This window comes from Bremerella cremea, from assembly GCF_039541315.1.
GTDB classification, from domain to species: domain Bacteria; phylum Planctomycetota; class Planctomycetia; order Pirellulales; family Pirellulaceae; genus Bremerella; species Bremerella cremea.
In genome coordinates this window covers 2,051,360-2,064,558 of record NZ_BAABFZ010000003.1, presented here as the reverse complement: position 1 = coordinate 2,064,558, position 13,199 = coordinate 2,051,360, and the positions used below count along the sequence as shown (strand labels likewise).

Annotated in this window: 11 protein-coding genes; 3 read left to right on the top strand and 8 right to left on the bottom strand. The window is 58.8% G+C overall.

From position 1 onward, the window contains the following. Positions 1-13 precede the first annotated feature (13 nt). A complete protein-coding gene (locus ABD890_RS10590) occupies positions 14-934 on the top strand; it encodes a DNA-methyltransferase (RefSeq protein WP_345088594.1) in 921 nt (306 codons plus the stop codon). A 15-nt stretch (positions 935-949) separates the two neighbouring features. On the opposite strand, the gene ABD890_RS10585 is transcribed toward ABD890_RS10590, so the two are convergent. The 4 genes from ABD890_RS10585 to ABD890_RS10570 all read right to left on the bottom strand — a co-directional run bounded on the left by ABD890_RS10585 (position 950) and on the right by ABD890_RS10570 (position 4,582). After that, positions 950-1,372 carry a hypothetical protein gene (locus tag ABD890_RS10585; RefSeq protein ID WP_345088592.1) on the bottom strand — a complete coding sequence of 141 codons (423 nt, stop codon included), beginning with the start codon at positions 1,370-1,372 and terminating at the stop codon, positions 950-952. A gap of 104 nt (positions 1,373-1,476) precedes the next feature. Beyond that, positions 1,477-2,613 carry a sialidase family protein gene (locus tag ABD890_RS10580; RefSeq protein ID WP_345088591.1) on the bottom strand — a complete coding sequence of 379 codons (1,137 nt, stop codon included), beginning with the start codon at positions 2,611-2,613 and terminating at the stop codon, positions 1,477-1,479. 244 nt (positions 2,614-2,857) lie between these two features. Next, positions 2,858-3,877, bottom strand: a complete 1,020-nt coding sequence (gene gap, locus ABD890_RS10575; protein ID WP_345088589.1) for a type I glyceraldehyde-3-phosphate dehydrogenase — start codon at positions 3,875-3,877, stop codon at positions 2,858-2,860. 453 nt (positions 3,878-4,330) lie between these two features. Continuing rightward, positions 4,331-4,582 (bottom strand): hypothetical protein, encoded by a 252-nt coding sequence (locus ABD890_RS10570; RefSeq protein ID WP_345088587.1) that lies wholly within the window; start codon positions 4,580-4,582, stop codon positions 4,331-4,333. A gap of 292 nt (positions 4,583-4,874) precedes the next feature. Between ABD890_RS10570 and ABD890_RS10565 the strand changes: the two genes are divergently transcribed. Then, a complete protein-coding gene (locus ABD890_RS10565; protein ID WP_345088585.1) occupies positions 4,875-6,449 on the top strand; it encodes a cation:dicarboxylate symporter family transporter in 1,575 nt (524 codons plus the stop codon). On the opposite strand, the gene ABD890_RS10560 is transcribed toward ABD890_RS10565, so the two are convergent. The 4 genes from ABD890_RS10560 to ABD890_RS10545 all read right to left on the bottom strand — a co-directional run bounded on the left by ABD890_RS10560 (position 6,446) and on the right by ABD890_RS10545 (position 12,240). Next, positions 6,446-7,654, bottom strand: a complete 1,209-nt coding sequence (locus ABD890_RS10560; protein ID WP_345088583.1) for a GspE/PulE family protein — start codon at positions 7,652-7,654, stop codon at positions 6,446-6,448. The genes ABD890_RS10565 and ABD890_RS10560 overlap by 4 nt on opposite strands. 30 nt (positions 7,655-7,684) lie before the next feature. After that, positions 7,685-8,482: an undecaprenyl-diphosphate phosphatase gene (locus tag ABD890_RS10555; RefSeq protein WP_345088581.1), complete on the bottom strand. Its 798-nt coding sequence runs from the start codon at positions 8,480-8,482 to the stop codon at positions 7,685-7,687. Positions 8,483-8,662: 180 nt separating this feature from the next. Next, complete coding sequence (locus ABD890_RS10550; protein ID WP_345088579.1) at positions 8,663-11,734, bottom strand: hypothetical protein; 3,072 nt, start codon at positions 11,732-11,734, stop codon at positions 8,663-8,665. A 62-nt stretch (positions 11,735-11,796) separates the two neighbouring features. Beyond that, positions 11,797-12,240 carry an RNA polymerase sigma factor gene (locus ABD890_RS10545; RefSeq protein WP_373356125.1) on the bottom strand — a complete coding sequence of 148 codons (444 nt, stop codon included), beginning with the start codon at positions 12,238-12,240 and terminating at the stop codon, positions 11,797-11,799. 313 nt (positions 12,241-12,553) lie between these two features. Between ABD890_RS10545 and ABD890_RS10540 the strand changes: the two genes are divergently transcribed. After that, entirely contained in the window at positions 12,554-13,183 is a 630-nt protein-coding gene (locus ABD890_RS10540; RefSeq protein ID WP_345088575.1) for a sigma-70 family RNA polymerase sigma factor, read from the top strand. Positions 13,184-13,199 lie beyond the last annotated feature (16 nt).

Here is a 13,199-nt window from a genome sequence, read left to right as displayed (position 1 = left end):
GCCAGGAGGCAGCATGCCAAGGAAGGGTTCCCAGAAGACCTCGCCCCAGTTCGCGTTGAATGCCGTCTATCACGGGCACTCGCGCGATGTGCTGCAAAGCTTCCCAGATGAAGTGGTCGACTGCGTGGTGAGCAGTCCTCCTTATTTTCAGCAGCGAAACTACGACGGCGACGATCAGATCGGCCAAGAGACCTCGCCGGAAGAGTATGTCCAGAGCCTGGTCGAAGTCTTCCGCGAAGTGCGCCGGACGCTGAAAGAGACCGGCGCTTTGTGGCTGGTACTCGGCGACAAATACCTCGACGGCGAATTGCTCGGTCTGCCATGGCAAGTCGCCCTGGCTTTGCGTGGTGATGGCTGGAAGCTGCGAAGCGACGTGATCTGGCACAAACCCAATGCCATGCCCAGCAGCGTGAAGACACGTCCCACAACCGATCACGAGTATGTCTTTCTGCTGGTGAAGAACAACCAGTACTTCTACGACGCCGACGCCATTCGCGAGCCGCACGTCACCTTCAGCGAGAACAGCAAGATGAAGGGGGGCCGCAACCACTTTCATCGCCGCGGAAGCACGCCAGAGGCAGGCAAGAATGGGGGCAGCAGCAACCTGCACGATGCTCGCTGGGACCAGGCCTTTCATCCCAAGGGCCGCAACAAGCGGACAGTCTGGTCGATCCCGCTGTCGAAGTTCCGCGACGCGCACTTCGCCGTCTTTCCAGAAACGCTGGTTGAAACCTGCATCAATGCGACCTGCCCGGAAGATGGCGTCGTGCTCGATCCGTTTCTCGGCAGTGGCACCACGGCGCTGGTCGCTCAGCGATTGGGACGAAGCTATCTCGGCATCGATCAATCGCAGAAGTACGTCGAGATGGCGAAGGGACGCCTCGCGGATGCCAGTCGTGGGCAGTTAAGCCTGCCAGGCGTTGCGAAGCGATAACGAACGAGCGGTCTGTTAAGCGGTCTTGGGGGAGGCAGGCGAGCGAGATTTCCACGCCACCCAGGCAATCGCCACGATCGTTCCCAGAAGCACGCAGCCCAGCAGCGGCAAGCTGTGCGTCAGCTTCATCCAGCCAAAGCTTTCCAGGAACAAGTACCAGCGACGCGGTGGATCAGGCCGAACGACCGGCGTCGACAACACGCCGACAAAGAAGCTCGCGACGATCACGGCCAGGGCGACATGGCTTCGTCGCAAATAGCTGATCGCCACCAGGGCCAGCAAGGTGCCTGGCAAGTATTGAAGGTAAGGGAGCGAAGCGAAGACGACCTGACCACGAAAGGCGGCGAAGAGGCCGAGCATCAGGGCGATCAGCCCAAGTTTCCACGCCGGTGTGATCCAGTCGACGGGAGCTCGCTCAGGAGCGGTTTCAAAGTCCATGGAAGTACCTTCGCGGAATCGCTGGCAGACGAAAGCAACTGCCAGTTAGCATCGCATGATTCCGCGGATCCGGCAACGATTTTGCCGGATCCGATGTGTTCGGCCTACTTCATCGGTTCGGCCGTGGGGATCTTCAGCTTCGTCGGATCGAGTACGACATGCTTGATCGTTTCGCGGCGATAGGTGTACACGATATGCACCTTGCCGTCGGCGGTCTGAATGACGGCCGGGTACGAGTACTCGCCTGGCTGGCGTTCCAGGGTCAGCAGCGGATGCCAGGCCTGACCATCTTCCGAGATCGCCACGTTCAGCATGTTACGGCCTGCGGGGAAGTCCGATTCGCGAACGGTGTGGTTATAGACCAGCAGTTGGCGGCCATCGGCCAGCGTGACCGCATCGGTTCCGGAGTTGGGGTTCGGAAGATCGGTCGGGCTGAGGGCACTCCAGGTCTTGCCACCGTCTTGCGACCAGGCGGAAGCAACGACGTTTTCTCGCGTTCGGCAAAGGATCTGCATTCGGCCGTCCTGATAGGTCAGGATGCTTGGCTGGATAGCGTTAAACAGTTTGGCATCGTTGATCGGGCCAATCACTTCCCAGGTTTGCCCCAGGTCTTTGGTTGCCTCGAAGTGGACTCGCCAGCCCTTGGTCTCGGTGCTGGAAGGACACAAGATCGTACCGTCCGCCAACTGGATCGGCTTGTTCTTCACAGGGCCCAGCAAGTGGCCGATCGCTTCGTTTTCGCCCAGACGCTTCGGTGCGCTCCAGGTCGCGCCGTTGTCGGTCGACGTCATCAGCATGCCCCACCAGCTGCTGGGGCTCGGACCGACCTTATAGAACAGCATCAGCGGTCCTTCTTTCGGTTGAAAGAGGATCGGGTTCCAGGTTGGGTATCGCAGTTCTTCCGATTCGACGCCATTGGCGACTTCAACCGGAGTGGTCCAGCCTTCGGGCGTGTGACGCGAAACCCAGATGCCGACATCCGGGTTCTTCTCATGCGTTCCACCAAACCACGCCGCAACCAGGCCTTCTGGTGTTTCGACGACGGTCGAAGCGTGGCTGTTGGGGGTTGGGCGGTTCTCGGCCGGAAAGATGTATTCAGACATGACAAACGCTGGCGTCTCGGGGCCGACGACGTTTGGCAGCTTCGGTGCCTTGGCATCCGCGGCTTGAACAAGTTGGGTGCCGGCCAGTAGCGAGGCTACCAGGGCAACGATTCCGATTGATTTTAAGGTCAGGTTCATGGCAATGCTGAGCAGTCGTCAGGGACTGGAAGTCTTGAGAGCAAGTGGGGCGGGGCGCGATGGGCTCACGCAGATGCACCAATGTTCGGACATTCGGCCAACCGTGTCAAAGCGAATCGGACAGGCAAAATTTGATCGGTCATGAATTGTTCAAATCTACCCTAAGAAATGCGCGCACGAAAAAACCCTCGGAGGGAAGATCCATCCGAGGGTTTTGATGGTTTTGGCGATTAAGCCGGGCGAATTACATGGTGCCCAGCTTCTTGACCAGGTCGGCAGCACGAGCCGAGTAGCCAGCTTCGTTGTCGTACCACGAGACAACCTTGACCAGCTTGCCGCTGATGACCGCGGTGAACGGAGCAGCGAAGATCGAGCTGTGTGGGTCGCCAATGATGTCGGACGAGACGATTGGGTCTTCGGTGTAAGCCAAGATACCCTTCATCGGACCTTCAGCGGCAGCCTTCATGGCAGCGTTGATTTCTTCGGCGGTGGCTTCCTTCGACAGGTTAGCGGTCAGGTCGACGACGCTACCGGTTGGGACAGGAACTCGCATGGCGATACCGGTCAGCTTGCCCTTCAATTCCGGAATGGCCAGAGCCACTGCCTTAGCAGCACCGGTCGAAGTTGGAATGATGTTCTGGGCAGCAGCACGAGCACGGTAAGGATCCGAGTGAGGAAGATCCAGCACCTGCTGATCGTTCGTGTAGGCGTGGATGGTGGTCATCAAGCCGTTTTCGATACCGAACGAATCGTTCAGGACCTTAGCGACTGGAGCCAGGCAGTTGGTCGTGCAGCTGGCGTTCGACACGGTGGTCATGTCGGCGGTCAGCTTGTCGTCGTTCACACCCAGAACGCAGGTCAGATCTGGTTCGTCCTTGGCAGGAGCCGACAGAACAACCTTGCGAGCACCAGCGTCCAGGTGCGAATCGTAGCCAGGCTTCTGTTCGGTCTTCTTGCCGGTGAAAACGCCGGTGCTTTCCAGCACAACGTCAACGCCCAGATCGCCCCAAGGGAGGTTGGCTGGATTGCGTTCTTCCAGAACCTTGATCTTCTTGCCGTTGACGGTCAGGCCTTCGCTGTCAAATTCGACCGTGCCTGGGAAGCGGCGATGGGTGCTGTCGTACTTCAGCAGCGTCGCCAGCATCTTGTTGTCGGTCAGGTCGTTGATCGCGACGACCTCAAATTCCTCAGGACGAGCGATCATGTTGCGGAAGGTGAGTCGACCGATGCGTCCAAAACCGTTGATTGCAACCTTTACTGCCACGGTACGTAATCTCCTGAGGGGGTAACTTCTGCGAGCAGCGAGCGATTCGCTGCAAACTATTCGATGGTTGTAGTCTTCTCGGGAGGATCCCGAGTGGGGTGTAGTCCCGGCGTTATAGCACGCATCGTGCGCGTGCCCAAGCGGGCAAGACATCCGTGCCCAGAAAACCTGGCGTCTGCGCCAAGTGAAAACGCTCTAAGAGCGGTGGCTTCGCCAGTGAAGGCGATTATACGACCCCTTAATTTGATACACAAGCGGCGTAAGGGGATCCGTCTAGAAGTGGGGCAACGGGCTTGCTAGGGGTGCGATCGGCCCGATAAAGCCGCTTTAGTGTGCACGAAGATGCCTCAGGTATAGGCAGAATTCTTGCTTCTTCAGAAATTCATCTGATTTTTCATCCGCCGAGAATCGCCTTCTCGGCAGGAGAAACCAGTCGGAAGCGTTTCGATCGCCTTATCGAGCCAGGGCGGCCGAGCGATCGTGCGAGAGCGCATTGTCCGAAACATTGCTGGACGACGTTTTCTCGACTTGCGGGGTCGCGTCGGACGGGGTTATCGAGCTGCCGAAAACCTTATGAATCCCGAACAAAACCGCGAAGACCGCACCCCAGGCCAGCGGATACGCCAGGATGCCGGGCCCCAGAACAATGGCCCCCAGCACGCACCACAGCGCGGCAATCGACGCTAAAAGAGATACCAATTTCATAGCTATTCATCTCCTTGGCGAAGCAGCGAACGTTTCACTCCTCTAAACGACCAGTTGGCCACTGTGGTAAATAAAACCGCATTGGTGGCCATCTATGGGAATTATACGCTCCGGGTAGCAAGAGGGACCACACAAACTTTTCCAGCAAATCCGAGTCCAAATGTCGCTGTGGTTCCAATATATGGCTCTCACGCGGCAATTTATGACCTTCTTGTCTGGGTTTTCGGTTGTTGGGGCGGTTATCTTAGGCGGTCAACTAGCAATGCCGCGGCAATCCGAGGGAGGAACCCGAATGAGCGACACCCAAGACAAACCCCATACCGACAACAGCATGCGAGGTCTGATCCTCATCCTGGTTGGCATCTTCTTAGGTGTGACGCTGGGTCTGGTCTATGGGAAGTCCATGTGGCTGGCCTCGGAAGGTCCCGAGAAGCAACTGACTCGTCTCGAGAAGACGATCGAGCAGAAAGAAGCGGACGCTGCCAAGTTCCGCGAGCAAGCCAAGGCCGAGACCGACCCGCAGGAAGTTCAGCGGCTGAATAAAGAGGCCGATCGTCTGGAAGGGCAGTTGCCCAAGATCCAGGCCCGCATCGACGCGACCCGCGATACGGTCCAAGATGTCGAGAAAGAAAAGGCTGCCGGCAACCTCGGCGTGCCGCAAGGCATTTACATCATCTGCGAGTTCTGTGGCGACTTGTTCCTGCAGGTCCTCAAACTGCTGGTCATTCCACTGGTGGTGACCAGCATGATCAGCGGGATCACTTCGCTGGGGGACGTTCGCAAGATGGGACGTGTCGGTCTGTCGACGATCATCTATTACTTCAGCACCGGGGCGATCGCGGTGTTCATCGGCATTCTGCTGGTGGTCATCATTCAGCCAGGAAACTCTGCCGACGATACCTTCGCGTATCGAACCGACTCGGTCGAAGCGAAGCAGGGGCAGACGACCATTGAAGTTTTCCTGGATGTCTTCCGTGGCCGTGAAGGAGACCCTGGCAGTGGTATGTTCCCGTCGAACTTGTTTCTGGCGGCGACCAACACCAACGTGCTGGCGTTGATCGTGTTTGCAATCGTCTTTGGTGGTGCTTTGACGACGCTCGGGGATGAAGGGATGCTGGTCATCCGCTTCTTCAACGTCTGTAACGAGGCGGTCATGAAGATGGTGCACATGGTGATGATGTTTGCGCCGATAGGTATCTTCGGGCTGGTCTCTTCCAACATCGCCAAGAATGGCGGCGCGGCAGGCTTCCTCGAACAGTTGCAAGCGATCGGCTGGTACGTCGCCACGGTTGTGATTGGTTTGCTGCTGCATTCGATCGTGCTGGCAACCTTGCTGTGGGCATTGGGCAAACGGAATCCGTTCGTTTACACGTTCAACTTGTTGCGGGCCTTGTTGACGTCGGTCAGTACCGCCAGCAGTGCGGCCACTTTGCCGGTGACGATGGAATGCGTGGAAGAGAACAACGGCGTCTCGAATCGCTCGGCTTCGTTCGTGTTGCCATTGGGGGCGACCATCAACATGGATGGTACCGCGCTATATGAAGCGGTCGCGGTGATCTTCATCGCCCAGACGCTCGGCATCCATCTCGATATGGCCGACCTGGTGATCATCTTCCTGACGGCATCGCTGGCGGCGGTCGGTGCGGCTGGTATTCCGGAAGCAGGCCTGGTGACGATGGTCATCGTGCTGCAAGCGGTCGGGCTGCCATTGACTGGTATCGGTACGATCCTGGCGATCGACTGGTTCCTGGATCGCTTGCGTACGACCGTTAACGTCTACGGCGACGCTTGTGGTGCGGGGATCATCGACACGATGGTCGTGCAGAAACAGCAAGCCGAGGCGGAAGCGGCCGCGGCCCCTGGTTAGCCGGACGAAGGCATTTCGCGAAAACCAAGCACCCGGCGAATTTCCGCCGGGCTGGTGATGCCGGCCGAAAGCATCGCGTCGGCTTGTTCCCACCGCGAAGCCATGCCCGCTTCATGGGCCCAGGCTTCAATCATCGCCGTCGTCGCCGACTCTAACGCGACCTGTCCCAGGCGATGCTTATGCGGGACGAGCCATTCTCCGAGAAGCGTTCGTCCCAGATAGCCGGTGCCTCGGCATTTCTCGCAGCCTACCGGCTGACGCATGCCTTCCAGGCGGAAGCCGTATCGCTGCGACTCTTCGCAAGCAACCGCACAGTCGCACAGCTTGCGAACCAACCGTTGATGCAGCACGCCGAGCAATGCCGACTGGATCATGTAGGTCGGAATGTTCATGTCGATCAGTCGGCGGATCGCTTCGGCAGCGCTGCCGCTGTGAAACGTGCTAATGACTAGCTGCCCGGTCAAGCTGGCCTGCATGGCCGTTTCGACGGTGACCGGATCACGCATCTCGCCTACCAAAATCACTTCCGGATCTTGTCGCATCAGGCTGCGAAGTCCGGTGGCGAAATCGAACCCGGCCGAAGGACGGATGTGACTTTGCGAGATGCCTGGGATTTCGGTTTCGATCGGATCTTCCAAGGTCACGATGCTACGTCCGCCATCTTCCAGCGAGTCGATATGTCGCAAGCAGGCATAAGCAGTCGTCGACTTGCCGCTGCCAGCTGGACCGGCGATCAGGATCATGCCGGACGACTCTTGCAACAGGCTGGCCAGTTCCTTGGTGGTGGCCGTGTCGAGCCCGAGATCTTCCAGGTGATGCAGTGTTTCTTTCTGCCACAAGATACGGATGACGACCCGTTCGCCATGCAGGGCCGGAAAGGTGCTCACGCGGACTTCGTGCCCGTGGGAAAGCTCGCTGACGCGGCCTTCCTGAGGAATGTCGGTGCGATAGGTGAGCAGGCCTGCCATGATCTTCAGCCGAGCAGACGTGTCGGTTTTCTCGCCGCGCGGCAGATTGCCGACCGTTTGCAGCACCCCATCGATTCGCAGCTTCACGTCGAAGCCTTGCGCGGTCGGCTGCAAGTGAACGTCGCTGGCTTCCAGTTGGATCGCGCCAGCCAGCAAGGTCGCGACCACACCTTCGGCGTAGGTGTCTTTGGTGCGGTCGTGGCGGAGTAGTTGCTGGTGAAGTTCAGACAGTTGCATCGGATGGTTCGCCCTGGGGGAAGAGATCTCTCAGTCTATCGTCGCTTGCCAGGCGATGACAAACAACCCAACGGCAAAACACCACCACGCGAACCAGTGCAGGCGACCACGCTGGACCACCTTGATCAGCAGTACCAGCGAGAACCATCCCACCACAAACGAGATCGCCGCACCCAGCAGCAGTAGCCAGGCAGGTGTTCTCGAGGCGTCGTCCCAGTCGCCGATGCTCTTGGCGACTTGCAACGTGATGGCACCCAGAATGGCCGGGACCGCCATCAGAAACGAGAACGTCGCGGCACCTTCGCGGGAAAGGCCCAGGGCCTGGCCGCTGCAAATGGTCGAACCGCTGCGCGAGATGCCGGGCAGGATCGCCAACGCTTGGGCACAGCCGATCCACCAGGCTTGCGACCACGAGGTTTGTTCGTAGGTTTGTTTTGTCTGCGGAAGTCGCTGCGACAGAAGCAGAATCGTTCCGGTCACCAGCAAACAAATTCCGGCGACCAGCGGTGACTCGAGCAGCGAGTCGGTATCGGTTGCTTTCAAAACCAACGCCGCGATCACGGCCGGAATGGTCGCGACGACCAGCAAAAACAGAAGCCGCCGGTCTTTGGTCAGGGCTTCATAAAGCTGCTGGCGATAGACCACCAGGATCGAGCCCAACGTGCCAGCATGCAGCACGATGTTCAGCCCCACCAGGTCGAAGTGGTCGGCGTCGGCATCGAGCAGCGTGGCCAGCACCACCAGGTGCCCCGTCGAACTGATCGGCAGGAACTCGGCAACCCCTTGGACGATCGCCAGCACGATGATCTGCCAGACAGGTAAATCCACGAAAGATACTTCCCGAAGTCGAATCGTTTGCACGTAGGTGCCAAAGAGAATCGCTTTCCGGTGAAAGCGGAGGCACAAGGTAGTTTTCGCCGTAGGGAAAGAAGCGTCGAGCGAGGCCTGACGGTTTGTCAGGCTCGGCACCGATCGCAATCGCTGCGATCGGCAGATCCGGCATGTTCGTTACGGAGACTCTTCGGCGGCAGGTTCGCTGGCCGGCGCGACTGGTTCAGAAACCGCCAGCGGCGCGACCTCGATGTAGCGAACCACCGTTCCGATTCGTCCGGAACCATGGGCGTCGATCAGCAAGCGATAACGACCGGGCTCTTGTGGCAGATCGACCGGAATCGAAACTTGCCCGTCGGAGTTGGTCGAAAGACGTGGCAGCCACAAGATCGGTTGCGGAAGCAGCTTTCGGCGAAGCGATTCCGATTCCTTTGGGAAAGGATTGTCGGCTGGCTGGGCCATCAGTCCCATCCCTCGACCTGGTTGCGGCATGCCCATACCTCGCATGTCACCGATGCCGCCCATGTCGGCATCCGCGGCAGGGGCCTGACTTCGCGCGGCTGCTGGCATCCCTGCGCCAGGCATTCCAGCGCTAGGCATCGCACCGCCAAAGCCACCCTTGGCGAGATTGTCGACGCTTGGTCGGCCTTGCTTCAAGTTGATTTGTTGTTGTTCGATGGCCATGCCATTGCGTTGGAACTCGGCCGCTGGCTGCAGCAGCTTCGCCGCGCTGACTTTCGGAGCACTTTTTCGCAGGGCACCATCTGGCAGCGAGCGTTCTTCGATAGTCGCCTTGGCGTCGCTCAAGTCGTGGCGGTCGGCCATCATTGGTTTCGCGATTGGTTCGTTCAGCGCGACCATGTCAGGGATTGCCTTCGTCGTGCTCATGCTCGGCAGCGAAAGGTTCAGCGACATCATGCCCCACAGCATCGCCCCAAGGGCGACCAGCAGACCAGGGCCCCAGACCTTGATCTTCGACACGCCTTGCAGAACGGCCAAAGCGATCAAGCAAACAATCAGCACACTGCCGGCGATCGACAGAAGCCAACTTGAGGTGAGGCGAACTTGTTCGAGCTGATTCTCCCAGTCCGAATGCAGGGCAGCGATCGCCTTCTGATAGTCGGACGCGATCGCCTTCTTGTTACTGCGTCGTAGCAAGGGAAGATCGACTGAGGTGTCCGGTAACGTATCGGCTGCTAGAGCCATCCCAAACGCCATGGCTCCCATGGAATCGACTTGCGAGGCATCGTTTCGCCAAGACGACAAAGCGAGCACCTGGTCGAACCAGACGGTGTCTTGTTCCAGATCGCGAACGTTGTCAGGCATGCCGGCAGCACCGCGAGGGACCTGAACGCGACGATTGAGGAACAGTTCCCCTTCCAGTCCCAGCGGTTGCTGCGATTGGGGAAGAACGTCCGACAAACGTTCCATCTGCACACCCAGCGTGGCCGGGGCAGGGGAATCGTATTCGTCGGTAACCGCAACTTGCAGATCTAGCTTTTGACCTGGCTGGGCGACGGTTGGCAGGCCATCGACGGTGATGTCGTACCGTTGAACCGGAATGCGATAGATGATGCGTTCAGCGATCAGCTGTGGATTCTGATCGGAATCGCTGTCTTCTTGAGGAATGCTATAAAGCCGGACGCGCTGAGCGCCAGTGGCTTCGGCGGGTAGATCGAGCTGAACCGGCTGCGTGATCGGAGCGTTCACGCCGACGTTCCAGACGTTATGTCCGATCGTGGCGTAGTCGTCACCGGCAACGAGCGCGAGCGTGGTGTTCGGTTGGGCGACGCGGACTTCAACTTCCAGCGGCTGGTCGGCCGGAGCGACCCCATTGTTGATCTGCAATGCGGCGGGCAATGGAAGGGCCTGGGCGATCGGCTGCTGGATCGAATCTTTCGCGGTTTCAGAAACTTCCAGCGTGTAATCTTGCATCGCTTCAGGAACGAACTCGAAGTAGCCGTACGCCTGCTCTGGCTTGTTGCTGGCAGCGACCTGGGCTTCCGGGGCGCCGTTGATCTGAAGCTGTGGAGCTGTCTGCGGCTGGTCGGCATCGACCCGGTTGGCCATGTAACGTAAGCGATTCTTCACCCCGGCGACCAATTGGCCACCTTCCGGTTTGGCTTCGACCGACGGCAAGGTCGCGGCACCACTTAAAAGGGCGGCGCGGGCATTGTTGGCTAGATTGTTGCTGTAGACACTCTCGTATCGACGCTGCGATTCCGCGAGGTAAGCGTCGTCGCCGTTCAGGTGATTGTCGACCACGGGGACTGCCCGCTGCTGATAGGCGTTTTGAAGCTGCGGACTTTGCACACCGAGTTCGACGATCGGCGTTCGTTCTTCCGCCGGCAGCATCATTTGCCCTTGCGCGACACCTTTCAGCGTCGAACGCTCGGCACTGGCGATATGATTTCTAGGACCACCCTGGGCGAAGCTCCAGACGAAGTCGACATTGGCTGACTGGTCTCGATTGGTCTGTGGATCGAGGACGACCGCGCGGAAGTTGAGAAGCTCGCCTGGCTCGACCATTTCGCGATCGGTTTGCAGCACCGCGATTGGCTTCGGCGGAGCGACGGCCAGGTCGAGACCCAGCTCGCTCTTCGATTGGCCATGCTTGGCGACCACTTCCAGCTTGGCGGCGCTCGAGACTTCGTCGGGTGGAATCTGGCAAACGACCTGGCCGTTGACCGCTTGCGTCAGGCCGTAATAAACCGTGTTGCCTTCTGGTGACTTGAAGGTGTACTCGACCTCGGCATCGACGGGCTCGTCGGCGGCGTTCTCGACCGAGACGTAGAAGTCGTTGCGAACGTCGGCTGCCATCAGCGATGGCCCGCTCACCGAGACGCTTAAGAAGTTGTTGGCCAGCGATTGTTGCCGCTTAGCCATCGCCAAGGTTTGTTCTTCAGTGTCGATGCTCAGCCGTGGGTAACCCAAGGCGGCGACCAGCAAGCAGGCTGCCAGGGCGGCGACGACTTGTAGCGTTCGCGAAGCCCACGTGGCGGCACCCTTCGGAGCCGGACGATCGTCGTTGCGATCCGCTTCGCGCTTCCACTTGTCGTAGTCGGGCTGGGGCTGGTCGATCCGGGTGACTTCGGCCAGCAGCTCGGTCCGTTCTTTCAGCTCGGCATATTCGCGGGCCAGCTCGCCGTCGGAACTGATACGATCGACCAGCTCTGCGGATTCTTCATCCGAGAGTAGGCCGTAAATCAGTTCCAGCATCTGCTGCTGGAGTAGCTCGCGATCGTTCATGGTTGAATTTGTTGCTGCCGGGCACGAGTCGCCTCCGAGGCTTCTCGTACGCTGAAGGAAAGTTACAAGGGATTCTTTCGTGGTTGGTCGTCTGGGGCCAGATATTGTCGCAGGTGGGTCAGGGCCATACGCATTCGCGTTTTGACCGTTCCCAGCGGAATGGAAAGCGTCTCGGCGATTGCCTCGTACGTCAGGTCACCGTTCTGACGAAGCAGGAACACTTCCCGTTCTTCGTCTCGCAGTTCTGATACGGCAATCCGTAGGTGTTCCATTTGCTCAGACCTTTGAGCATGGAAGGCCGGGGTGGCCTCGTTGCTGGGAACCGCTTGCTGCTCGTCTCCCAGGGCCTGACGCTTCCGGCGCCACGCCGTCATCCGCATATCGCGACCCGTATTCACGGCGATGCGGAAGATCCATGCCCTGACATTCTCAATTTCGGGAAGTTGATCTCGATGCCGCCAACACTTGATAAATGTTTCCTGAAGGGCGTCGTGCGCGTCCTCCATATTGCCCAAAAGGTGGTACAACGTGCCCAAAAGTTCCCCGTGAAGACCCGAAAAATGGGACTCCAACAAATCCCCTCGGCTTTCCGATGGGGGGGAACTGCTTGCACGACGCGGATGCTCCACAATGGGCCTTTATGCTTAACTAGACGAAGTGACCGGGGAAAACGATTCCGCCCAGGCACCGATTTTTTAGCAGAATGGATGCGTTTTAACACCAGATTGCCCGGTTTTGTGGGTTAATGCCGGTCTAGTTCCCCCGGAATTCTACCTTGGCGGCTTGCTGCCTACCCCTCTCGACCAAAATAATAACAGTATGTGGCCGGAAACCGACAAAACGCAGCAGCTCCTGGACGGAGCCCGAAATGGAGACACTTCGGCTCGGGATGCGCTTCTGCAGCGTCATCGCGATTCGCTGCGCCGTATGATCGAGATGCGGCTTGATAAACGCATCCAGCAACGAGTCGACGCCAGCGACATTGTCCAGGAAGTTCTGGTCGACGCCAACCGCCGCCTGACCGATTACCTGGCAGAACCCAAGATGCCGTTCCATTTGTGGCTGCGGCATATGGCCAAAGATCGGATCATCGACGCCCATCGTCGGCACCGCGTCAGCGGCAAGCGGAGCGTCGACCGCGAGCAAAACTTGAACGTCGGGTTCAACATGGACCAGTCGTCGGTCGATCTCGCCGCCCAGCTGTGCGATCAAAATACCACGCCTGGGGCAGCGGCAACCATGCAAGAGCTGCATATCCGTTTCCAAGCCGCGATCGAAGAACTGGACGACCAGGATCGCGAAGTGGTCATCATGCGACACTTCGAGCAACTCTCGAATCAGGACGTTGCCGCGGCACTCGATCTGACACCGGCTGCGGCCAGCATGCGGTATCTGCGTGCGATCCGTCGTTTACGAGCCTTGCTGGGACCAACCGCCGTCGACGAATAAAACCTCTTCCCCTCAA